General features: G+C 75.8%; 18 protein-coding genes. 7 read left to right on the plus strand and 11 right to left on the minus strand.

Annotated elements, in window-relative coordinates; genetic code table 11:
* Positions 1–36: 36 nt before the first annotated feature.
* Entirely contained in the window at positions 37–1,080 is a 1,044-nt protein-coding gene (locus tag GWJ10_RS16615; RefSeq protein ID WP_163188629.1) for an NAD-dependent epimerase/dehydratase family protein, read from the plus strand.
* A gap of 97 nt (positions 1,081–1,177) precedes the next feature.
* On the opposite strand, the gene GWJ10_RS16620 is transcribed toward GWJ10_RS16615, so the two are convergent.
* Positions 1,178–1,621 (minus strand): OsmC family peroxiredoxin, encoded by a 444-nt coding sequence (locus GWJ10_RS16620; protein ID WP_034655150.1) that lies wholly within the window; start codon positions 1,619–1,621, stop codon positions 1,178–1,180.
* 114 nt (positions 1,622–1,735) lie between these two features.
* On the minus strand, positions 1,736–2,452 hold the full coding sequence (locus tag GWJ10_RS16625) for a hypothetical protein (RefSeq protein ID WP_163188630.1): 717 nt from the start codon (positions 2,450–2,452) through the stop codon (positions 1,736–1,738).
* Between the two features lie 297 nt (positions 2,453–2,749).
* Between GWJ10_RS16625 and GWJ10_RS16630 the strand changes: the two genes are divergently transcribed.
* From GWJ10_RS16630 to GWJ10_RS16645, 4 genes are all read left to right on the plus strand, one after another.
* Positions 2,750–6,352 carry a S8 family serine peptidase gene (locus GWJ10_RS16630; protein WP_163188631.1) on the plus strand — a complete coding sequence of 1,201 codons (3,603 nt, stop codon included), beginning with the start codon at positions 2,750–2,752 and terminating at the stop codon, positions 6,350–6,352.
* Positions 6,353–6,538: 186 nt separating this feature from the next.
* A complete protein-coding gene (locus GWJ10_RS16635; protein ID WP_163188632.1) occupies positions 6,539–7,231 on the plus strand; it encodes a DUF4241 domain-containing protein in 693 nt (230 codons plus the stop codon).
* A gap of 85 nt (positions 7,232–7,316) precedes the next feature.
* Positions 7,317–7,865, plus strand: coding sequence for a hypothetical protein (locus tag GWJ10_RS16640; RefSeq protein ID WP_043658818.1), 549 nt, complete (start codon positions 7,317–7,319; stop codon positions 7,863–7,865).
* A 125-nt stretch (positions 7,866–7,990) separates the two neighbouring features.
* The gene (locus GWJ10_RS16645) at positions 7,991–9,220 is read left to right on the plus strand and encodes a dipeptidyl aminopeptidase (RefSeq protein ID WP_076404544.1); all 1,230 of its coding nucleotides are present in this window, start codon (positions 7,991–7,993) and stop codon (positions 9,218–9,220) included.
* Positions 9,221–9,230: 10 nt separating this feature from the next.
* On the opposite strand, the gene GWJ10_RS16650 is transcribed toward GWJ10_RS16645, so the two are convergent.
* From GWJ10_RS16650 to GWJ10_RS16685, 9 genes are all read right to left on the minus strand, one after another.
* Positions 9,231–10,649: a nucleotide pyrophosphatase/phosphodiesterase family protein gene (locus GWJ10_RS16650; protein WP_076404543.1), complete on the minus strand. Its 1,419-nt coding sequence runs from the start codon at positions 10,647–10,649 to the stop codon at positions 9,231–9,233.
* Positions 10,646–11,914 carry a metabolite traffic protein EboE gene (eboE, locus tag GWJ10_RS16655; protein WP_206158419.1) on the minus strand — a complete coding sequence of 423 codons (1,269 nt, stop codon included), beginning with the start codon at positions 11,912–11,914 and terminating at the stop codon, positions 10,646–10,648. Before eboE ends, GWJ10_RS16650 begins: the two co-directional genes overlap by 4 nt.
* A gap of 17 nt (positions 11,915–11,931) precedes the next feature.
* A complete protein-coding gene (locus tag GWJ10_RS16660) occupies positions 11,932–12,810 on the minus strand; it encodes a TatD family hydrolase (protein ID WP_043658812.1) in 879 nt (292 codons plus the stop codon).
* Positions 12,810–13,511, minus strand: a complete 702-nt coding sequence (locus GWJ10_RS19630; RefSeq protein WP_206158420.1) for an EboA domain-containing protein — start codon at positions 13,509–13,511, stop codon at positions 12,810–12,812. The genes GWJ10_RS16660 and GWJ10_RS19630 overlap by 1 nt, the downstream gene beginning before the upstream one ends.
* Positions 13,508–14,422: a sugar phosphate isomerase/epimerase family protein gene (locus tag GWJ10_RS19635; protein WP_241005873.1), complete on the minus strand. Its 915-nt coding sequence runs from the start codon at positions 14,420–14,422 to the stop codon at positions 13,508–13,510. Before GWJ10_RS19635 ends, GWJ10_RS19630 begins: the two co-directional genes overlap by 4 nt.
* Positions 14,419–15,345, minus strand: coding sequence for an SCO3242 family prenyltransferase (locus GWJ10_RS16670; protein WP_206158421.1), 927 nt, complete (start codon positions 15,343–15,345; stop codon positions 14,419–14,421). Before GWJ10_RS16670 ends, GWJ10_RS19635 begins: the two co-directional genes overlap by 4 nt.
* A complete protein-coding gene (locus GWJ10_RS16675) occupies positions 15,342–16,589 on the minus strand; it encodes an inositol-3-phosphate synthase (protein WP_163188633.1) in 1,248 nt (415 codons plus the stop codon). The genes GWJ10_RS16670 and GWJ10_RS16675 overlap by 4 nt, the downstream gene beginning before the upstream one ends.
* Positions 16,590–16,868: 279 nt before the next feature.
* Entirely contained in the window at positions 16,869–18,371 is a 1,503-nt protein-coding gene (locus tag GWJ10_RS16680; protein ID WP_163188634.1) for a hypothetical protein, read from the minus strand.
* A gap of 70 nt (positions 18,372–18,441) precedes the next feature.
* The gene (locus GWJ10_RS16685) at positions 18,442–19,005 is read right to left on the minus strand and encodes a sigma-70 family RNA polymerase sigma factor (RefSeq protein WP_061267973.1); all 564 of its coding nucleotides are present in this window, start codon (positions 19,003–19,005) and stop codon (positions 18,442–18,444) included.
* Positions 19,006–19,143: 138 nt separating this feature from the next.
* Between GWJ10_RS16685 and GWJ10_RS16690 the strand changes: the two genes are divergently transcribed.
* Positions 19,144–20,970 carry a DUF4012 domain-containing protein gene (locus GWJ10_RS16690; RefSeq protein ID WP_163188635.1) on the plus strand — a complete coding sequence of 609 codons (1,827 nt, stop codon included), beginning with the start codon at positions 19,144–19,146 and terminating at the stop codon, positions 20,968–20,970.
* A gap of 207 nt (positions 20,971–21,177) precedes the next feature.
* A complete protein-coding gene (locus GWJ10_RS16695) occupies positions 21,178–21,858 on the plus strand; it encodes a hypothetical protein (protein ID WP_061267975.1) in 681 nt (226 codons plus the stop codon).
* Positions 21,859–21,869: the final 11 nt, after the last annotated feature.

Here is a 21,869-nt window from a genome sequence, read left to right on the forward strand (position 1 = left end):
GGGCGACGGGCAGCGGACGAGGTCGGGAGGCAACGCATGCGCGTGGTGGTCGTCGGAGCGAGCGGGAACGTCGGCACGGCGGTCCTGCGCCGGCTCGCGGAGGAGCCGGTCGTGACGTCCGTCGTGGCGGTCGCTCGGCGCGTGCCGCGCGCCGACGGGTCGAGCACCGTGCGCTTCCCGCACGACGTCGCGACCTGGCGGTACGCGGACGTCGCGGCCCCCGACGCCGACCAGCGGCTCGACGCCGCGTTCGCCGGGGCGGACGTCGTCGTGCACCTCGCGTGGGCGATCCAGCCGAGCCACGACCGCGAGCGGCTGCGGCGCGTCAACGTCGAGGGCACGCGCCGCGTCGTCGAGGCGGCGCAGCGGGCGGGCGTCGCGCACGTCGTCGTGGCGTCGTCCGTCGGCGCCTACTCCCCCGCCCCGTACGCGGGCGACGCTCGCGACACCCCGGTGAACGAGGGCTGGCCCGTCGAGGGCGTCCCGGGCTCGTCGTACTCGGAGGACAAGGCCGCCGTCGAGACGCTGCTCGACGACCTCGACCGGGAGACGGGGATCGTCGTCTCGCGCGTCCGCTCGGCGCTCGTGTTCCAGCGCGACGCGGGCTCCGAGATCGCGCGGTACTTCCTCGGCCCGCTCGGCACGCGCGTGCTGCGTCGCGACCCGCTCCCGGCGGTCCCGCTGCCCGACGGCCTACGGCTCCAGGTCGTGCACGCCGACGACCTCGCGGACGCGTACGCGCGGATCGTCGTGGGCCGGCACCCCGGGCCGTTCAACGTCGCTCACCCCACCGTGCTCACGGCGCAGGACGTGGCCGACGTCGTCGCGGACGGCTCGCTGCGCACCGTGCCCTACGCGACCGCGCGGACCGCCGTCGCCGTCGCGTGGCGCGCGCGCCTCGCGCCCGTCGGCGAGGGCTGGCTCGACATGGCGATGCGCGTGCCCGTGCTCGACACCGAGCTCGCGACGGAGCTGCTGCGCTGGCGCCCCGTGCACGGCGCGAAGGACACGCTCGCCGAGCTCGTCGACGGCATCCGGGCGGGCGCCGGGACGTCCTCGCCCCCGCTCCTCCCCCGCTGACCGGACTCGCTCGCGGCACCACGCCCCTGACACGACGGACCCCGGGTCGCGCGCCGTCCGGCGGTGCGCGGCCCGGGGTCCGTCGTCGGTGCCGGGGTCAGCTCTCGAGCGTGGCGTCCAGCGTGATCGTCGGCACGCCCGCGAGCGCCTTCGAGACGGGGCACGTGGCCTTGGCCGCCTCCGCCGCCTGCTGGAAGCCGGCGGCGTCGATGCCCTCGACCTCGCCGCGGACGGTCAGCGCGATCTCCGGGATCTGGAAGCCGCCTGCCGGGTCCGGCGCGAGGGTGACCTCCGCCGTGACCTCGAGCGAGACGGGCGTCGCGCCGGCCTCGCCGAGCAGCGCGGAGAACTGCATCGCGTAGCAGGACGAGTGCGCGGCGGCGATGAGCTCCTCGGGGCTCGTGACCCCGCCCGCGTCGTCGGCGGCGCGACGCGGGAAGGACACGTCGTACGTCCCGACCTTCGAGCTCGTGAGCTCGACCTGGCCCTGGCCGTCCTGGAGGCCGCCGTTCCAGGCGGTGCGTGCGATACGGGTGGGCATGCGAGATCTCCTTCGACGTCGTGGGTCCCGGGCAGGACCCGGTGCCCCGACCGTAACCCGCCGCGCCGCGCCCCGCCGGGACGGGGTGCGTGAGGTCTGCGTCACGCGGCGCGCTCAGCCGAGCGTGCCCGCCGGGCGGTAGACGACCGACGACGCGCGGTCGTCGAACGAGCCGAGGCTCGCGCAGTGCGGCGTGCAGTTCTTCTTCGTGCCCGCGTACGAGTAGGAGTCGTAGAGCGTCACCCAGCACCCGGCGTACGTCGACGCCGAGGAGACGACGTTGTTCATGAGGAGGTTCGCGAGGTTCGGGAACCCGTACGTCGAGCCGGTGTGGCACCCGTTCGTACCCGACCCGTAGAGCACCTTCGACGCGCCCTTGTAGCTCGGGTCCCGCCACAGCACGCCGAGCACGATCGACCCGGCCGCGGCCGTCGTCGCCCGCTCCGCCGCGGCCCGCGGGCCCGCCGTCGTGGTCGCGTTGAGCTCGCCGACGAGGCCGTCGACGTCGGCCCGCGTGGCGCGCGCGAGGCGCGACGGCGCCACCTCGTCCCCGGAGACGAACTCGAGCGCCTCCTCCAGCGAGCCGAAGCACACCTCGGGTGCGGCGGGCAGCGAGGCAGGGTCCTCGCCGGGGAGGAGAGGCCGGGCCTCGACGGCGCAGCTCTCGCCGGTCGCGACGGGCTGGTCGGCGAGCGGGACCGCCGCGAGATCGTCCCCCGGGGCGGCCCGGACGCCCGACGGCGAGGCGAGCGCCGGGCCGGCGACGGCGCCCACCAGCACGAGACCGGCGACGAGGCCGGCGGACAGGGCGCGGAGCGGAGTGCTGGTCATGGTTCTCCTTCTGCGTGGGCCACGCCCCCGGGTTCGCACCCCGTGGACCTGACGCGGGAAGGGGACTCCCACAGGACGGCCACGTCCCGTGACCCCGCCCGCATCCTAGGGCGGACGGTCCCTCGGGGCCCGGCGGAGGTCCCCTGCCGCTGGGCAGGTCGGGCGGTCGTTGGTTACCGTGCTCGGGTGGCCTCGGTCCCACCCGGGCGAGACCGCTGGGAAGGACCCATCCACGAACCCTTCGCCGAACCGGCACTGCCGGGGAGATGAGTGTCGATGAAGCACCGTTCTCTACCCGTGTCACTGACCGCCGCCGCCGCGAGCCTCGCGGTCGTCGCGGCCGCCGCCGCGCCCGCCGCCGCGGACCCGCCGCCCGACCCCGGCAACGCCTTCGGCGTGCAGTCGGGCGCGTCCCTCGAGCCGACCGAGAAGGTCGCGCCGTCGCTCGCCAAGGCGACCGGCACGGTCACCGCGTTCGTCGAGCTCGACGCGCCGTCGGCGGTCGACCTCACGGCGCAGGGCGCGAGCCCCGACGAGGTCGAGGCCAACGCGCAGGAGGTCGCGCAGCTCGCGGACGACGTCGTCCCTCAGCAGGCGACCGCCCGCAGCGCGGGCGCGCGGAACCCGCAGCAGGTGTCGGTGACGAGCACGCTCGTCGCGGGCGTCGTCGTCACGGGCGACGCGGCCCGCGTGCGCGACCTCGCGCGCGACGCCTCGGTCCGCACGGTCTACCGGATCATCCCCAAGAAGCCCGCGAACAAGGGCACGGACGTGTTCACGCGCGCGCTCGAGACGTGGCAGAGCACCGGCCTCACCGGCGAGGGCGTGCGCATCGGCATCATCGACACCGGCGTCGACTACACCCACAAGGCGTTCGGCGGCCCCGGCACGCAGGAGGCGTTCGACGAGGCCTACGGCGACCGCGGCACCGGCCCGGTCCCCGAGGGCACGTACGACGAGCTGAAGTTCCTCGGCGGCCACGACTTCGCCGGGTACGACTACGACGCGAGCGGCACCGTCCCCGGCACGACGCTCGTGCCGACGCCCGACGAGAACCCCATCGACTCGCTCGACTCGGTCGGCTCGGGCCACGGCTCGCACGTGGCCGGCACGACGGCGGCGTACGGCGTCACGGCCGACGGCGAGACGTTCGACGGCGACTACTCGACGCTCACGGACATCTCCGACTGGCAGGTCGGCCCGGGCTCCGCGCCCGAGGCGGGCATCTACGCGCTCAAGGTGTTCGGCGACCTCGGCGGCTCGACGGGCGTCGTCGTCGACGCGCTCGAGTGGGCGGCCGACCCGAACGGCGACGGCGACCTGTCCGACCGCCTCGACATCGTCAACCTCTCCCTCGGCTCCGACGGCTCGCCCGCGGACGACCCGGAGAACCTCTTCATCGACCAGCTCTCGCGCCTGGGCACGCTGTCCGTCATCGCGTCGGGCAACGCGGGCGACGTGACCGACGTCGGCGGCTCGCCCGGCAACGCGCGCACCGCGCTGACAGTCGCGAACTCGGTCGGCGACACGCAGACGTTCGACGCGGTCCGCGTCGAGGCGCCGGAGTCCCTCGCCGGCACGTACCCGGCGCAGAACTCGCAGGCGTACGCGGGCACCGCGGACGTGACCGCCCCGGTCGCGTTCGTCGCGGACGACTTCTCCGGCTGCACCGCGTTCACGCCCGAGCAGGCGGCCGCCGTCGCGGGCAAGATCGCGTTCCTCTACTGGGACGACGACGACGCGACGCGCGCGTGCGGCAGCGCCGCGCGCTTCAACAACGCGGAGGCCGCGGGCGCCGTCGGCGTCCTGCTGTCCTCCGAGCTGTCGTCGTTCGTCGCGGGCATCGCGGGCAACCCCGGCATCCCCGGCGCGCAGCTCACGGGCCCGAGCCACGCCGCGCTGCGCCCGGCGATCGAGGCCGGCGAGGTCACGCTGACCGTCGGCCCGTCGCTCGCGCTGTCGTCGTTCGTCTCGATCCCGGAGATCGGCGACACGCTGAACAGCGGCTCGTCGCGCGGCGTGCACGGCTCGCTCGGCGTCGCCAAGCCCGACGTCGCGGCGCCCGGCACCGGCATCGCGTCCGTCGCGTCCGGCCGCCTGGTCGGCGCGAGCATCAAGTCCGGCACCTCGATGGCCACCCCGCACGTCGCGGGCATCGCGGCCCTCGTCAAGCAGGCCCACCCGGGCTGGGCTCCGGCCGAGGTCAAGGCGTCGGTCATGAACACCGCGACGCACGACGTCTTCACCGGCCCCTCGGGCACGGGCACCGCGTACGGTCCCGAGCGCGTGGGCTCCGGCCGGGTCGACGCCGTCGACGCGGCCACGAACACGACCCTCGCCTACGCGTCGCAGGACTCCGACCAGGTCTCCGTCGCGTTCGGCGTCGTGCCCGTGGGTGCGGACCCGGTGACGGTCCGCAAGACCGTGACGGTGCAGAACACCGGCGACACCCCGAAGACGTACTCGACCGGATTCACGCAGTCGAGCACGGCCGGCGGCGCCACCGTCTCCGTCGCGCCCGCGTCGATCACCGTCCCCGCCGGCCAGCGCACCGTCGTCACCGTGACCCTCACGGCCGACCCGGCGACGCTCGCCAAGGAGCTCGACCCGACGTCGTCGGCCGACTCCGGCGTCGGCGTGCCGCGCGACTTCGTGTCCTCGGTGAGCGGCCGCGTGGTCCTCACCCCGACGGACGGCGGCAGCGAGCTGCGCGTCCCCGTGCAGGCGTCGCCGCGGCTCGTGAGCGACCTGTCCGGCAAGCCTGTCGCCTTCCCGGGCACCGCGACGACCGCCGAGCTCGACCTCGACGGCCGCGGCGTCGCCTCCGGCGGCTGGACGTCGATCGTCGCGCCGTTCGAGCTCAAGACGACGAGCCCCCGCCTCGAGGCGGACGCAGCGGTGGGCGCCTCGGCGTCGGCCATCGCGGCGGCCGACGTGCGCGCCGTCGGCTTCGCGTCCACGGCGCCGCAGGAGGCCGCGGCCGGGGGCGACCCCGCCGACGGCGTCATGGGCATCGGCGTCGCGATGGACGGGGAGTGGGCGAGCCTCGGCTCCGTCTCGATCCCCGCGGTCGAGATCGACGTCGACTCCGACGGCTCGGCCGACTTCGAGGTCGCGGCGGTGAAGTACAACGCCGAGACCGACCTCACGCTCGCCGCCACGTACACGCTCAAGGACTGGACGGCTCCCGACGGCACCGAGTACGAGGCGGGTGACAACGTCGACCTCCAGCCGGTCAACTCGGTGTGGGGCGACGTCGACACCTCGGTGTTCGACAACAACGTCGTCGTCATCCCGGTCGGCATCGGGTCGCTCGGCATCGAGGAGGGCGACGTGCCGACCTTCCAGGTCCTCACGTACTCGCCGTACTCGCAGGCCGCCGACCAGCTCGTCGACGCGAGCGAGACGTTCACGGCCGACCCGTACGACCCGGCCTACTGGTTCGGGGGCGAGGGCGAGCTCGTCTACGTCGGGGCCGACGACGCGCCGATCACCGTGCACCGCTCGGAGTCGGCGGTCGAGGCCGGCAGCGGCAAGCTCCTGCTGCTGCACCTGCACAACGCGACCCCGACCTCGCGCTGGCAGACCGTGGACGTCACGACGTCCGCCGTCGTCGACGCGACCGTCACGGCCGAGGCCCGCTGCCTCGGCGGGAAGGCCCACGTCGCGGTGCGCGTGCTCAACGAGTCGGGCGCGACGGCCGACGTCGTCGTGACCACGCCGTACGGCGAGAAGACGTTCCCGAACGTCAAGGACGGCAAGAACGCCTACCGGTCGTTCTCGTCGCGCGCCGCGTCGTTCGACGCGGGCTCGGTGACGGCCACGCTCACCGCCGAGATCGACGGCGAGGAGGTCACCACGACCTACGACGCCGACTACGAGGCGCTGAGCTGCTCGTGAGGCCCGCCGCCTGAGCGCTCCTCGCGGACGCTCGAGCGACACCCCCCGACGGCGCCCGGTCCCCACGGACCGGGCGCCGTCGGCATGTCCGGGGCCGCGTCGTGGTTCCCGCCGCCGCCGGGGTATGCCGGCCGCCGCGCGGTGGCCCCGCCGTCCGCGTGGGCACGGCCCGCTACGCTCGCGGGCGTGAGCGACTTCCCCTCCCCCGACACGTTCTTCGCCCTGCGCCCCGGCCCCGCCGTCGGCACGGGCGCAGCCGACGGCCCCGACTACACCCTCACGGTCCACGACCTGGGCGAGCTCGTGCTCCCCAGCGGGCGCCTGGAGGCGTCCGACCCGTTCACGCTGCTCGGCCACGGGCTCGTCGTGCCGGTCGAGCCAGGGCGGTACCCGGTGCGCGTCACCGTCGCCGACGTCTCCGACGAGCAGGACGGCTCCCACCTGCGCGAGGCGTACCTGAGCGTCGTGCTCGCCGAGGGCGAGGTCGCCGCCGTCGAGCCCGTGGTCCCCGAGGGTGCGGACGGCCCGCCGGAGGCCGGCGCCGCCTACGGCGTGCCGGTGGACGCCGGGACGGTCGCGTTCGCCGACGCCGACGCCGTCGCCCGGCTCATGCCGGAGGGCGACTGGTACGACGAGGTGTTCGACGACGGCACCGACACGAGCTGGTTCGCGCTCACGGACTCCCCCGACCACCTGCGCGAGGGGTCGGCGAACATCCTGCTGCCCGGCGCGCAGGACGGCGAGAACGTCGTGCTCGCACACTCCGGCTGGGGCGACGGCTTCTACCCGCTCGTGCGGACCGTCGCCGCGGACGGCACGGTGCTCGGGCTGCACCTCGACCTGCTCGTCGCGCTGCCCGACGACGAGGACGACGACTAGGCGGGCACCGCTCCCCATGGAGCGGTGGCGCGCGGGCGGCTAGCGTTCCGGGGCAGGTGACGACCCGCGACGAAGGAGGGGCCGAATGGCCTGGTGGGAAGACGAGAAGCCGTCCGCGAGCCGGCTCGCGGACCAGCTCGCGGACTCGAGCCGTCCGGCGCAGCCCGCCTCGCCGTACGCCGACGACCGCTCGGGCTCCTGGGCCGTCCTGCCCCTGTGGCTGCTCCTCGGGGCGGCGCTCACCGCCGGCGGGGTGGCCCTGCTGGTGTCGATGCGGTCCGCGACGGGGGTCTGCCTCGGGACGACGGTGCTCGCGCTGGGCCTGTTCTACCTCAGCCAGTACGGCGTCCTCGCCGGGTACGTGCTGCAGGTCGGTCGCCTGCGCCGCCGTCGCGTCGAGGCGGCGCTCGCGCACCAGCCCCCGCCGGCCCTGACCGACCACGACGTCCGCCAGTTCCACGTGCCGATCCGGCCCTCGTACGCCGGGTCGGCGTTCGTCGGGTTCCTCGACCCGGGCGACGCGCCGGCCCCCGCAGGGCTGCGCGCAGCGCGGGTCGTGGGCGGCGTGTGCACCGCCGTCTTCGTGCTGGGCGTCGTCGCGACGCTCGTCGTGGGTGCCGTCACCCGCGCCTGACCGACCGCCCGCGCGACTCGCCGACGGCGCACGGCCGTGCGCACCCCTCGCTCGCCGCGCGCCCGTGCGCCGACGCTCCTAGCCTGGAGAGCGTTCCGTACCTCCCAGGACGGCAGGGGCACCCCATGACCGGGCACGGCTCGCACCGGAGCAGCCTCTCCGGACGCTTCTCCCACGACCCCGACCTCGACTTCGAGATCCGCACGGTCCTCGGCGGAGCGTTCAGCGGCGCCGCCGACGCCGGCGAGGTGCTCGCGGCCGTGGCCGACGTCGGCACGGACCACCGTGCGTGGTTCCGCGCCTGGGACGCGCTCGGCGACCGCCTGGCCGCGACCGGCGAGTCGTGCGCGGCGCGCGGGCACCGCGTGAGCGCCGCCTCCGCGTACCTGCGTGCGGCGACCTACCTCGGCGTCGCGGTGAACGCGGTGTCCGGGCTCGAGGACGACGCGCCGCTGCTGCCGACGTTCCGCAAGCACCGTGCGGCGTGGGACCGCTGGGTCGACCTCGTGGACCTCGACGTCGAGCGCCTCCCGATCCCCTACGAGGGCACGACGCTCCCGGGGTACTTGTTCCGCGCCCCGGGCGTCGACCCCGGGGTGCGCGGGCCCGTCGTCGTCGCGGTGAACGGCTCGGACGGCTCGCTGCCGTCGCTGTGGTCGGCCGTCGTGTCCGGGGCGGTGCGCCGCGGGTACCACGCGCTCGTGTTCGACGGCCCGGGCCAGCAGTCGGTGCTCTTCGAGCACGGGGTCCCGTTCCGTCCCGACTTCGAGGCGGTCCTCACGCCCGTGCTCGACGCGGTCGTCGCGCGGGCCGACGTCGACCCCGGCCGCGTCGCGGTCTACGGGATCAGCCAGGGCGGCTACTGGGTCACGCGCGCGCTCGCGTTCGAGCACCGCCCGGCCGCGGCCGTCGTCGACCCAGGGGTGGTCGACGTGGCCACCTCGTGGGAGCGCGAGGTGCCGAAGAGCCTCCTCAAGCTCCTGGACAAGGGCGACGACCACGCGTTCGACCGCGACATGGCGCTCGGCCTGCGCCTGTCGAAGGGCGCCGCCCGCACGTGGCGCTTCCGCGCGCGCCCGTACGGCGAGCAGGGGTATGCCGCGACGCTGCGCGAGGTCCGCCGGTACGACGCCTCCGACGTCGCCGCTCAGGTCACGACGCCGCTGCTCGTCACGAGCCCGGAGGACGAGCAGTTCTGGCCCGGCCAGCCGGAGCGGCTGGCCGGGCTCGTCCCCGGGGCGACGCTCGTCACCTTCAGCGACGACGAGGGGGCGAGCGGGCACTGCGAGCCCCTCGGGCGGGCGCTCGTCGAGCAGCGCGTGCTCGACTGGCTCGACGAGCGCCTCGCCCGGTAGCGATCGCTCGTCAGACCCGGACGCCGAGGCCCTGCAGCTCGAGCACCAGGCCCTTGATCGCGGCGGCCGGGACCTGCCCGGACCCGCTCTCCACCACACCCGCGACCGACGCCGGCACCTCCGCGTCCGAGCAGATCACGAGCGGCGTGTCGGCGGAGGAGTCGGGGAGCCGCCCGTGCGAGCCCTTGACGTACGACGCGTCGAGCGGCACGGTGCTCATCGCGTACCGCAGGCCCACCTTCTTCTTCACGAGGTTGAGGCCGGCCTTCGCCTTCGCCAGCCGGTCCGCCGGGTCGAAGAACAGCTCGGCGGGGTCGTAGCCGGGCTTGCGGTGGATGTCGACGCCGCGCGCGTACTCGGGCGCGCGAGCGTCGTCGAGCCAGAAGTAGTACGTGAACCACGCGCCGGGCTCCGCGACGACGACGAGGTCGCCCGACCGCTCGTGGTCGAGCCCGTACCGCGCCTGCGCCTCGCGGTCGAGCACCTCGTCGACCCCGGGGACGCCGCGCAGCAGGTCCGTGACCCGCCGCCGGAGCGCCGGGTCCTGCTGGTCGCCGAGGTACACGTGCGCGACCTGGTGGTCCGCGACGGCGAACGCGCGCGAGGTCCAGGGATCGAGCTGCTCCTTGCCGTCCTGCACGTAGACCTCGAGGAGGCCCTCCCGGCGCAGGATGCGGTTGAGGTGCACGGGCCGGTCGGCGTCCGCGATCCCGTACTCGGAGACGACGAGCACGGTGACGCCCTGGTTCGCGGCGTCGTCGAGCAGCGGCGCGAGCGTCGCGTCGAGCTCGGCCGCCGCGGCGTCGGCCTGCGGCGACGTGGGCCCGAACCGCTGCAGGTCGTAGTCGAGGTGCGGGACGTACGCCATCGTGAGGTCGGGCGCGTGCGTGCGCAGCACGTGCCGCGTCGCGTCGACGATCCACCGCGACGACGTGATGTCCGCCGTCGGGCCCCAGTAGGTGAACAGCGGGAACTCGCCGAACCGGCCGACGAGGTCGTCGTGGAGCGCCGCCGGGCGCACGTAGGCGTCCGGGGACTTGCGGCCGTCCGCGTGGTAGATCGGGCGCGGCGTGACGGTGACGTCCGTCGTCATGCCCATCGCGTACCACCAGCAGACGTTCGCCGACGAGTACTCGCCGCGCGCCCGGCGCGCGGCCTCCCAGAGCTTCTCCCCCTCGACGAGGCGGTTGTGCTGGCGCCACAGGTAGACGTCGCCGAGCTCGCGGAAGTACCAGCCGTTGCCCACGATCCCGTGCTCGGCCGGGCTGAGCCCCGTGAGCATCGTCGACTGGACGCTGCACGTCACGGCGGGCAGCACCGTCGCGAGCTCGGACTGCCAGCCGCTCGCGGCGAGCTGGCGCAGTCGCGGCATGTGGGCGAGCGCGGTCGAGGTGAGCCCGACGACGTCGAGCAGCAGCACGGGCTTCATGCGGTCCTCCTGGTCGTGCCCGGGTCGGCGGCGGCGTCGTCCGCGGTCGGTCCCGAGGGTGGTTCGGTGCGCGCCGTCCCGGCGGCAGCGACGTCGTGCGCCGCGACGAGGTGGGTCGCGGCGAGGTGGTTCGTCGCCCAGCGCAGCTCGGCCGCGATGCCGGCGACGAGCGAGTCGGTCGCGGCCCCCTCGGGCAGCACGGCCCACGTGTACGTCTCGACGTCGAGGTGAGCCTCGTCCCCGTGCGGCGCCGCGCGGACGGCGTCGACCGCCGCGCGCAGCACGTCCGTCGTCGCGGCGAGCGGCGCGGCGGGCTCGTGGTGCAGGGGCACGTGGAAGTGCACGCGCCACGGTCCCTCCGCGGGCAGCGCGCCGTCCAGGGCGTCGGGCAGGTCGTCGGCGGCGAGCACGTCGCCCCCCGCGGTGAGCTCGCGCACCTGGTGGATGTACCGCTGCTCGGCGAACGCGCCGACGGCGGCGCGCGCCGCGCCGTCGGCCGGGTCCGCGACGTGCAGCGCGGCCGACGCCTGCACCTTGACGACCCGCAGGCCCGCGTCGGTGATGCGGCGCACCGTCGCGGCCGTCCCCGCGCGGCGGTCCGCGAAGGACACCGCGAGGTGGCACGTGTCGAGGCACACGCCCACGTGCTCGGGGTCGATGCGCCGGTCCGCCGGCACGTCCGGCCCGGTGCGCGCCGCGAGCCAGGCCACGACGTCGTCCACCGTGTCGAGCACGCAGCCCGGCTCGGGCTCGACCGCGACGCGCACGACCTTGCCCGTGCGCTCGCGCAGGTCGCGCAGGCCCTCCCCGAGCGCGGCGAACGCGCGCGACGCGGCGTCGTCGTCGGCGTCCGTCCACGGCTCGCGCCAGGCGAGCGGGAGCGTCGAGATCGACCCGGCGACGCCGTCGGGCAGGAGCTCCGCGAGCACCTCGGCGCACTCGAGCGTGTACGCGAGCCGCTCCGGGTCGGCCCACGTGGGCGTGTAGACGTCGAGCTTGACGACGTCGGCGTGGAAGCCGCCGTACGGGAACGCGTTGAGCGTGTGGACCTGGAGGCCGTGCTCGTCGAGCACGGCGCGCAGGCGCACGCGGTCGTCGGGCGAGCCCGCGAGGCGGTGCGCGAGCACGGCCGGCATCCACAGCCCGACGCCGAGCACGTCCAGCCCCGCGGCCTCGCGCACGGGCGCGGCGTAGCGCACGAGCTGGTCGAGCACCCCGTCGAGGTGCTCGGCCGGGTGGACGTTGGTGCAGTACGACAGCAGCATGGTGGTGCCCTCCCGCGCTACGCCCGCGCGCCGCGCAGCACGGACGAGCCCTCGAACTCCACGCCCGGGGTGGGGAGGTCGCCCTCGACGAACCCGGGGACCGGGTCCAGCACGAGGTTGCCCGACTGCCCGTAGAACTCGACCGGGTTGCGCCACAGCACACGGTCGACGTCGTCCTCGGTGAAGCCCGCGGCGAGCATCGCCTGCCCCGTCTTGAGCGTCTTGAGCGGGTCGGAGCGGCCCCAGTCGGCGGCGGAGTTCACGATCATGCGCTCGGTGCCGTGCTCCTGGAGGATCGCGACCATGCGGTCCTCGTCCATCTTCGTGTCCGGGTAGATCGAGAACCCGGCCCACGCGCCCGCGTCGAGCACGAGCGCGACGTTGGTCTCGTTGAGGTGGTCCACGAGCACGTGCTCGGGCGCGATCCCCGACTCGCGCACGACGTCCAGCGTGCGCCGCGTCCCCGACAGCTTGTCGCGGTGCGGGGTGTGCACGAGCACGGGCAGCGCCGCGTCGCGGGCCATCTGGAGCTGGCGCGAGAAGACCTCGTCCTCCTCGGGCGTCATCGAGTCGTACCCGACCTCGCCGACGGCGACGACGCCGTCCTTGAGCAGGTAGCGCGGGATCTCGTCGAGCACCTCGCGGCACCGCGCGTCGTTCGCCTCCTTGGGGTTGAGAGCGATCGTCGCGTGGTGCCGGATGCCGAACTGCGCGGCCCGGAACCGCTCCCAGCCCAGGAGCGCGTCGAAGTAGTCGAGGAACGACCCCACGTTCGTGCGCGGCTGGCCCAGCCAGAACGCCGGCTCGACGAGCGCGCGCACGCCCGCGGCGTACAGGGCCTCGTAGTCGTCGGTCGTGCGGCTGGTCATGTGGATGTGGGGGTCGAAGATGCGCATCAGGCGGTCCTCCCGGTGGTGACGTCAGGGGCGAGGCGGGCGACGTCGTCGGGCACGACGCGGCCCGCGGCGCGGCGCTCGGCGGCGAAGTCGCGGGCCATGCGGGCGAGCTCGTGGTCCGCGCGGTCGTCGAGACCGGCAACGGCGTCGAGGCTCACGCCCATGAAGACGAGCTTGAGCACGGCGTGGCGCCACGCGTGCGGGTCGAGGTGCGCGGCCGCGAACGGCCCGACGGCCGCCGCGACGAGGCTCTGGTCGTTGGTGCGGAGCGCGTCCGCGGCGAGGTCCCGGCCCACCGCGACGACCGACGGCGCGGCGTCGTCCGCCAGCGCACCTCGCGCCGTGAGGGCGTCGAGACCACGCAGGACGCCCCGCCGCTCGGCGGTGTCGCCGTGCTGGTAGAGGTCCGCGAGCCGCGCCGCGAGGGCGGCCTCGCCGTCGGCACCGCCGCGACCCGCGCCCTCGGCGAGCGCGACCACGAGGTCGGCGCGGGCGGCGTCGTCGACCGTCCCGTGCACGACCCCCGCGGGGTCGGTGTCCGGGCGGACGGGCGCGCGGCCCACCTGGCGGCCCGCGAGCGCGAACGCGCGCGTCACGGCCGCGGGGTCCTGCGCGACGGCGGCGCGCGCCTCGGCGAGCCAGCGCTCGCCCGGGGCGGTCCCGTCCGCCGTGCGGGCGTCGGGGCGGGTGGTCTCGGTCATGGCACCTCCTGGGGGTGGTGGGGGCGGTCGTCCCACGCGCGGTGCAGCGCTGTCATGCTGCGGTGCGCGAGGCCGGGGGCGTCGTACGAGTGGCGCGGCAGCTCGACCGCCGCGACGCCCGCGTACCCGACGTCGGCGAGCGTGCCGAGCACGAGCGGGAGGTCGATCTCGCCCTCGCCGAACGGGCGGTGCTCGTGGTGGGTGCGCGGCATGTCGTCGAGCTGCACGTTCGCGAGGTACGGCGCGGCCGCGCGCAGGGCGCCCACCACACCGTCGGGCTCGACGACGAGGCAGTGCCCGACGTCGACCGTGACCCCGAGGTCCGCGAGGTCGCCGCCGTCACCGCCCAGCTCGTCGCGCAGCCGCAGCGCGTCGCCCACCGTCTCCACGAGCATCCCGGGCTCGGGCTCGAGCGAGAGCCGCACGCCGTGGTCGCGCGCGTGCTCGACGAGCGCGGGCAGGCGCTCGCGCAGGAGCGTCCAGCCCTCGGCGGGGGTCACGTCGTCGGGCAGGACCCCCGAGAAGAAGGACACGCACTCCGCGTCCAGCACGGCCGCGATCTCGACCGCGCGGCGCAGGAACCGCAGCCGCGCGTCGGCCTCGACGTCCACGAGCGTGGGGCGGTGCTTGCGGAACGGGTCCAGGAGGAACCGCGTGCCCGTCTCGACGACGACGCGCATCCCCGCACCCTCGTGCGCTGCGGCGAGCCGTGCACGCAGCGCCGCGGCCTCGTCCTCCCAGCCGTCCGCGAACGGGTCGAGGTGCGGGAAGCCCAGCGTGAGCGCGACGGCGCCGTATCCCTCGTGGGCGAGCACGTCGAGCGCGACGTCGAGCGGGTGGTCGGTGAAGCCGTTGGTGCCGTACCCGAGCGTGAAGGGCATCGCGCCCCCGGCGGTGCCGGGCGCGCTCACGTCTCGCTCATCTCGGCGCGGCCCGGGGCCCGCCCCGCGCGGCGCAGCAGCCGGCCCGCGACCTCGACGCCCGCGAGCACCCCCACCGACGCCAGGCTCCCCCCGCGCGCGGACCACGCCGCCTGCAGCGGCAGCATCGCGCGGATCCCGGCCTTGGTCGCGGCGAACGCGTTCTGGGCGGACGGCGTGATCGCGGCGTCGACCTGCCGGGGCAGGCACGTCGCGAGGTAGGCGCCCGCGGCCGCGACCCCGGCGACCGCCGTCGCGACGCGCGTACGGTGGCTCGCGCCGTCGGCCGCCCGGGCGCGGCGCACCGCCCCCGCGCCGACGACCGCCCCGCCCGCCGCGGTGGCGGCGGCCACGCCCGCGGCGAGGGACGACGTCGTGCCGTGCACCTCGCCGCGCGACAGGTACGTGACGCCCGCGGTGTGCACGGCCATCCCCGCGGCGGCCGGCAGCGCGGCGCGCAGGTGCCCGACGCCGGCCCCGAGCAGCACGTCGAGCCCGCGGCACGCGGCCATGACGAGAGGACCGGCCGCGCGCTCCTTCGCGACCGTGTCGTACGTCCACACGCTCGCGGCGAGCGGGACGGCGACGGCGAGCGCGCGCGATCCCCCGCCCGCGGCGGCGAGACCGACGCCCGCGGCCGTGAGACCGACGGCGACCTGGAGGGCCCGTCGCTCCGTCACGCGGCCCGACGGGATCGGCCGCTCGGGCCGCTCGACCGCGTCGAGGTGCCGGTCCGCGTAGTCGTTGAGCGCCATGCCGCCCGCGTACAGGCACGCCGAGGCGAGGGGCAGGAGCGCGCGGCGCGGCGTGAGCGCGTGCCCGGCCGCCGCCGCGCCCGCGAGCGTGTCACCGACCACCGAGAGGACCGCGGGGGCGCGGACGAGGTCCAGGTGGTCGTGGAGGGAGCCCGTCACGACCGGTCGGCCGCGGCGGTCGCGTCGCCGCCCACCCGGGCGGTCGCCGCGCGGACCCAGTCGGACAGCGCGACGGTCTGTGCGGCGAAGTCGTGCACGCCGCTGCCCCAGGGGTCCTTGAAGAAGAACCCGAGCTCCGGGACGGGGCCCGCGTACCCGGCCGCGTCCGCGAGCGCGAGCAGGCGCGCCAGGTCGAGCACGAGCGGCGCGGCGAGCATCGAGTCGTACGCCGACCACGTGGTCTGCAACGTGAGCCGCGAGCCGAGGAAGCCCTCGACGTGCACGTGGTCCCACGCGACCTTGATGTCACCGAGGTCGGGCACGTTGTCGATGTGCAGCGGCGTGACGTCGCTGCCCGTGAGGTCCTGGAGCCCGCGCGACTTGGACACGAGCTTGCTCTGCACCGCCTGCGGGTCGGCGAGCGTGGCGCCGTCCCCGCCGCCGAGCAGGTTGGCCCCCGCCCAGGACAGGACGCGCAGCCCGCGGGCCCCGAACGCCGGGGCGAGGATCGTGCGCAGCCACGTCTGGCCGGTCTTGCCGTCCTGGCCCGCGACGGGGACGCCGCGCTCCTCGGCGAGCTCGAGCAGCACCGGGAGGTGCATGCTCGCCGACGGCGTGAACTCGGCGAACGGGGCGCCCGCGAGCAGCGCGGCGTACGCCGTGACCGAGCTCGGCGGCAGCACCGCGCGCTCCGGGTCCGCGAGCGCCGCGCGCAGCAGGTCGCGGTCGGAGAGCTCGGGCGCGGGCTCGGGCAGCGGCTCGGTCGACACGAGGTCGACGACGACGACGCGCGCGAGGCCGTGGCGCTCGCGGAAGTCCACGATGTCCGCGGCGAGGCGCTCCGCGGCGGCCTGCTGCGACTCGCGCGCGCTGCCCTCCGCGGGGTGGGCGGAGTAGCCGGGGCGCACCTCGGCGTCGGCCCGCTCGAGCGCGGCGTGCGCGGCGGTGAGCAGACGCGGCGCGATCATGCCGGCCTCGACGAGCAGCTCGGCGCGCTTGACCATCGACACGTCGGAGATGTCGTGGCCGCCCACGACGAGGTCGCCGAAGGCGGGCAGCGGGGCGGAGGCGAAGGGCTCGCCCGCGGTGACGCACCCGGTCGGCTCCGCGCCCCCGTCGGCGATCACCGCGAGGCCGAGGGCGGCGGTGGTGGCGACCGAGCCGCGGGCGCCGACGAGCCACAGCCCGGTGCGCGCGTCCGGGGCGGGGCGGTCCGACGATCCGTCAGGGGCGAAGTGGTGCATCGTTGCTCCCGTTCCGACGGCGGACGCCGCGGCGCCGCCGATCACGACGACGATGGCCTCCCTGCCACCGTCGGACCGCACGCCCCGGGAGAGGGTCGCTCTGCTCGCTCTCCGACCCGGTGCCGCTCGGTCTGCTGCGACCCTAACCACACTTTTGTCGGTGGTCAATCAAAAGCGTGGCCACTTTCGCGACCTCGGATGCTTGCAACGTGCAAAAGCGCGCAGGCGAAGCCGACCTGGCGGTCGGTATCACGATACCGACCGCCGGGTCGTGCTCCGTCATCCGGCAGCGGGCGTGAAGTCGAGCTGGTCGTCCACCACGGCCACGACCGACCAGACGTTCCCGTCCGCGTCGGACAGCTCGTACGCGGGCAGCAGGACGGCCGCGCCGTCCGGCTGGTACTGCACCGCCAGGCCCAGGCGCGCGTCCGTGATCGTCACGTCCGTGACGGGCCAGGCGAACCGCGCACCCTCCCCCACGGTGGGCGGGACCGTCGGGGCCTCGGGCTCGGACGCGGTCTCCGGGAGGGGCTGCACGTCCTCGCGGGCCCACGCGATCATCCCCCCGCCGCCGAACCCGAACCGTGCGTCGCCGAGCCGCTCGACCGCCTCGGCCGGGCTGACGACGTCGTACGCGCCGAGCGGGACCCGCGGCGCAAGCGGTCCGGAGAGCGACGCGAGCCCCGCACCCGAGTACGTCGCTTCCCACGTGGTTCCCGTGCGCTGACCGTCGACGATCTCGTAGGCCGCCAGGAACGTGGCCCGGGCGCCCTGCTCCGGCGTCATCTCGCGCGCGACGACCTCGTATCCCGAGACGTCGACGTCGAGTCGCGCGAGCAGTTCGCGAAGCTGGTCCACGGCGGCGTCGGGGCTTGGCGGCGCCCCGTGCCCCTCCTCCGCGCACTCCCCTGGCTCCGCTGACGAGGTGGACGAGCCCGCCGGCCCTGAGCCGTCCGCACCGTCAGCAGGCATCGGCGTCACGGCGACGCAGCCCCACGGGTCCTTGGCCGGGTCGGTGAAGCTCACGCTCGCGAGACCGTCCGGCTGGAGCGAGACCCTGGGTCCCGTCCAGTCGGCCGAGCCGACGGCGTACGACCCGTACTCCTCGCGCACCTCGCCCGCGACCCCGAGGGTGTCGGCGACGCGGCGCACCGTCTCCTGCGAGAACACGCCCGCCGCGTCGTAGGCCCACGCCTCGGCGCTCGCGCCCTGCGTGGGCAGGCCGTCCTGGTGGAACACCGTGCGCGCTCCCCAGAACCCCCCGGCGAACCCCGGGACGACGCTCGCCGCGCGCGACGCATCGACAGCGCCCCCTTCGGTGGCGGCGCCGCCCGCGAACGCGTCCGCCCCCGCGGGTGCGTCCGCGCTGCCGAGCCGGATCGGGGCGAGCGCCGTGCTCTCCGCGGCGGAGCCGCCCGCAGTGGTCCTCCACTCGCCGGCACCGAGCGCGTAGCCGCCCGTCCCGATGACGAGCGCGCCCACCACGGCGGCCGCCACCTGGAGCGGCGCCCGACGGCGCAGCCGGCGGGCGCGGCGCTCGGCGAGCTCGTCGACGAGCGCGGCCGTCGGGCCGTCCGCCCCGGCGAGGCCGGCCGCGTCCGGGAGCTTCGCAGGAGCCGCGCCCGGGCCGCTCGTCGCGGGACGGGCGAACGCCTCGGGGACGCGGTCGCGCACCGCGGCCTCCAGGACCGTGGCGTCCGGGGTCGCGTCCGCGGCCGGGTCGGCCGCGCGCAGGCGCTCCAGGTCCGCGTCGTCGGGCTGCTCGGGGGTTCGGGTGGTCATGTCGCCCTCCAGGTACCGCAGGGGCCGTACCGCGCAGGTGCGGCCGGTCGGGTCTACCCGTGATGTGTGCTCAGGCGCCGGTCTCTTGCGCGAGCGCCGACTGCTCCGCCCACGCCGTGCGCAGGCGCGCGCGGGCCCGGGACAGCGCGGCGTCCGCGCCCCCGCGCGACGTGCCGAGGACGGCGGCCAGGTCCGCCCCACCGAGCCCCTCCCACGCGTGCAGGAGCAGGATGCGCCGGTCGCGGTCGGAGAGCGCGCCGAGCGCGCGGCGCACCTCGTCGTCCTGCACGACGACGTGCTCGACGTCGGCGCCGTCGTCCGGGCGCTCGGGCACCTCGGCCACGGGCAGGGCCCGCGCCTTGCGGCGGTGGTTGGCGAGGAGGAACCCCGCCGTGCGGTACAGCCACGGCAGCTCGGCGCCGTCGGGCACGTCGGCGCGACGCCGCCAGGCGGTCGCGAGGACCTCGGCCGTCAGGTCGTCGGCGTCGGGGGCGACGCCCCCGACGGCGCTCGGCAGGCGCCGGCGGAAGTAGCGGTACAGCGGTGTCGCGTGCGCGGCGAAGAGCGCGGCGAACCAGGCCTCGTCGTGGACGGCGGCCTCGGTGGTCTCGTCACTGCCCTCGTCGGTCGTCACGGCGGCTCCTCGTCGGCGGGGCGGGCTGTCAACCGCTCTGTGTCCCGGGGCCCGCGTTCCTTGCACGCCCCGCGGTTCACCCGAACCTCACCCGCGACGGCCCCGATCCTGCCATCCCCGGCCCCTACGCTGAGAGGCATGACGACGACGGAGCGAGACGCCCCGCCGCGCCACCCCCGCCGTCGGCGGAGCCGGGCGGCCTGGCTGGGCTGGGTTCTCATCCTGCTCGCGGTCGCGCTCGTCGTGTGCGCCGGGCTCCTCGCCCGGGACGCGCTCGCCGCGCGGGACGCCCTGACGCGCGCGCTGGACGAGGTCCCCGCCGCCGAGGAGGCGCTCCGGGACGGCGACGTCGCGGCCGCCGACGCCGCGCTGGAGCGGGTCCAGCCCCTCACCGCGTCCGCACGGGCCCACACCGACGGCCCCTTGTGGTCGCTCGCCGCCCACCTGCCGGTCTACGGGCAGGACGTGCGGGCCTTCTCCGTGGCCGCCGCGACGGCCGACGACCTCGCCGCCGTGGTGCTGCCGTCCCTCACGCAGACGCTCGGCAGCGTCGAGGGAGACGGGATCGCGCTCACGGGCGACGGCGTCGACCTCGCACCGCTCGTCGCGGCCGCGCCGACGGTCGCGCGCGCCGCCGACGCGTTCGACGCGATCGACGCGCGCCTCGCGACCGTCGACCGCGACGCGCTGCACGCGGAGGTCGCCGACCCGTACGCCGCGCTCGTCGCGCGCACCGACGACCTGCGCCCGGTGGTCCGCACCGCCGACCGGCTCACGGCGCTCGCGCCCGCGATGCTCGGCGCCGACGGCCCCCGCCGCTACCTCGTCCTCGCGCTGAACAACGCCGAGCTGCGCGCCGGCGGCGGGATCCCCGGCGCGCTCGCGGTGATCTCGGCGGACCAGGGCAGGGTGACGCTGGAGCGGCAGGCCTCGACGGTCGGCTTCCCGTCGTTCGACGAGCCGGTGCTGCCCCTCGACCCCGGGGTCGAGCAGCTCTTCAGCGACCGCGTAGGCCGCTACCTCCAGGACACCCCGCTGACGCCGGACTTCCCCACGACCGCCGCGCTCGCGTCGACGATGTGGGAGCGCGCGCAGGGCGAGCAGGTCGACGGCGTGGTCGCGACCGACCCCGTCGCCCTCTCCTACCTGCTCGAGGCCACGGGTCCGGTGACCGTCCCGGTCGACGGCGGCGCGGTCGACCTCGACGCGGGCAACGTCGTGCAGACCCTCCTCTCCGACGCGTACGCCGAGCTCGAGCCCGGCGAGCAGACGGACACGTTCTTCGCGGCGGTCGCGGCCCAGGTCCTGGAGGAGTTCCTCGCGGGCGGGGCCGACCCGGCCGTCGCGCGGGACGCGCTCGTGCGCGGCGCGGACGAGCACCGCGTGCTGCTGTGGTCGGCGCACGAGGCGGAGCAGGAGCGCCTCGCGGGCACGGTCGTGGCGGGCGACATCGACACCGCCGACCAGGCCGCGGGCTCGGTCGGCGTGTTCCTCAACGACGGCACCGGCGGCAAGATGGGCGTCTACCTCGGCAGCGACGTGCGCCTCGCGGGCAGCACGTGCACGGCCGCGGGCCGCGTGGACACGTTCGAGGTCGACCTCGCGTCGTCCGCCCCGGCCGACGCCGCGACGAGCCTGCCCTGGTACGTCACCGGCGGCGGGACGGCGGGCGTCGAGCCGGGCGTCACGCGCACGTTCGTCGTGCTCTACCCGCCGCGCGACGGGCAGGTCTCGGGGCTGCGCCGCGACGACGCCCCGCTCCCGGCGCAGCCCGGCGACGTCGCGGGCCGCGGCGCGCTCTCCGCGATGGTCGACCTCACGCCCGGGCAGTCGACGACCCTGTCGTTCACGACGACGACGCCGCGGGACGCGGGGACCGCCGCCGCGACCTCGCTCGACGTGTGGAGCACGCCCACGACCACCCAGCCGGGCCTGCGCACCGCGGACGTCACGCCCTGCGGCTGAGCCGCGTCCGGTCGCGTCACGGCGCGGTCACGATCCCGCGCACCGACGCTTTTTCACCCTGGACAAGCGTCCAACTCGGGCGTCCGCCTCGCTAGCCTGGCAGGACGGAAACACCTCGCGCACGTGTGGCACCTGCACGTATCAGGGACCTCGGGGCACGGCTCCCTCTCCACGAACAGCCTTTCCCGCCCACGGACAGGATTCACCATGAAGACGTCGGGAGGACGCCGCGCCGGGAGCCGCGCGCTGGCCGTCACCGCTACAGCCGCGACGGTGGTGCTGCTCACCGCGCCGGTCGCGGGAGCCGCCGAGGACGACACGTACGTGCCGGAGCCGACGATCGAGCTCACCACCCTGTCCCCCGTCTGCGACGGGGACGTCCCGTACCTCGAGTACGCCATCGCCGTCACCGGCACGGACAACGACACCGCGACCATCACGTGGCTCAACCCGGGCGGCGCGGACGTCGTCCAGTCCGGCCTCCCCCTGCAGGGCCGCGTGCTGTGGCCCGGCGCCGTCGTCGGGGCGGACGGCCGCGGCGCCGACTGGCCCGGCTGGAGCCTGGTCGACGGGCAGTGGGTCGAGGGCGACGAGTTCGACTGGGTGCGCCCCAGCGTCCAGGTGCTCTTCCAGGTCAACCCCGAGACGGTCGTCAGCGTGGACTACCCGCCGTCGTCGCCGAGCTGCGCGACGAACCCGCCGGGACAGGGGAACCCCACGACGACCACGACGGCGTCCCAGGTCTCGCGCACCGTCGCGACCGGCTCGTCGTCCTCGTCGCTCGCGACGACGGGCGCGACCGTGGGCCTGTACGCCGCCGTCGCCGCGGGGCTCGCGGCCGTGGGCGCCGCGGTCGTGCTGCTGACGCGCCGCACGCGCAAGGGCTGACCCGGCCGCCG

This window comes from Cellulosimicrobium sp. SL-1, from assembly GCF_011033075.1.
GTDB lineage: Bacteria > Actinomycetota > Actinomycetes > Actinomycetales > Cellulomonadaceae > Cellulosimicrobium > Cellulosimicrobium funkei.

Bases quoted from the DNA above. Each gene is read 5' to 3' on its own strand.
- GWJ10_RS16615 (WP_163188629.1), top strand. From the start codon at position 37: ATGCGCGTGGTGGTCGTCGGAGCGAGCGGGAACGTCGGCACGGCGGTC.
- GWJ10_RS16620 (WP_034655150.1), bottom strand. From the start codon at position 1,621: ATGCCCACCCGTATCGCACGCACCGCCTGGAACGGCGGCCTCCAGGAC.
- GWJ10_RS16625 (WP_163188630.1), bottom strand. From the start codon at position 2,452: ATGACCAGCACTCCGCTCCGCGCCCTGTCCGCCGGCCTCGTCGCCGGT.
- GWJ10_RS16640 (WP_043658818.1), top strand. From the start codon at position 7,317: ATGGCCTGGTGGGAAGACGAGAAGCCGTCCGCGAGCCGGCTCGCGGAC.
- GWJ10_RS16645 (WP_076404544.1), top strand. From the start codon at position 7,991: ATGACCGGGCACGGCTCGCACCGGAGCAGCCTCTCCGGACGCTTCTCC.
- GWJ10_RS16650 (WP_076404543.1), bottom strand. From the start codon at position 10,649: ATGAAGCCCGTGCTGCTGCTCGACGTCGTCGGGCTCACCTCGACCGCG.
- eboE (WP_206158419.1), bottom strand. From the start codon at position 11,914: ATGCTGCTGTCGTACTGCACCAACGTCCACCCGGCCGAGCACCTCGAC.
- GWJ10_RS16660 (WP_043658812.1), bottom strand. From the start codon at position 12,810: ATGCGCATCTTCGACCCCCACATCCACATGACCAGCCGCACGACCGAC.
- GWJ10_RS19630 (WP_206158420.1), bottom strand. From the start codon at position 13,511: ATGACCGAGACCACCCGCCCCGACGCCCGCACGGCGGACGGGACCGCC.
- GWJ10_RS16675 (WP_163188633.1), bottom strand. From the start codon at position 16,589: ATGCACCACTTCGCCCCTGACGGATCGTCGGACCGCCCCGCCCCGGAC.
- GWJ10_RS16680 (WP_163188634.1), bottom strand. From the start codon at position 18,371: ATGACCACCCGAACCCCCGAGCAGCCCGACGACGCGGACCTGGAGCGC.
- GWJ10_RS16690 (WP_163188635.1), top strand. From the start codon at position 19,144: ATGACGACGACGGAGCGAGACGCCCCGCCGCGCCACCCCCGCCGTCGG.
- GWJ10_RS16695 (WP_061267975.1), top strand. From the start codon at position 21,178: ATGAAGACGTCGGGAGGACGCCGCGCCGGGAGCCGCGCGCTGGCCGTC.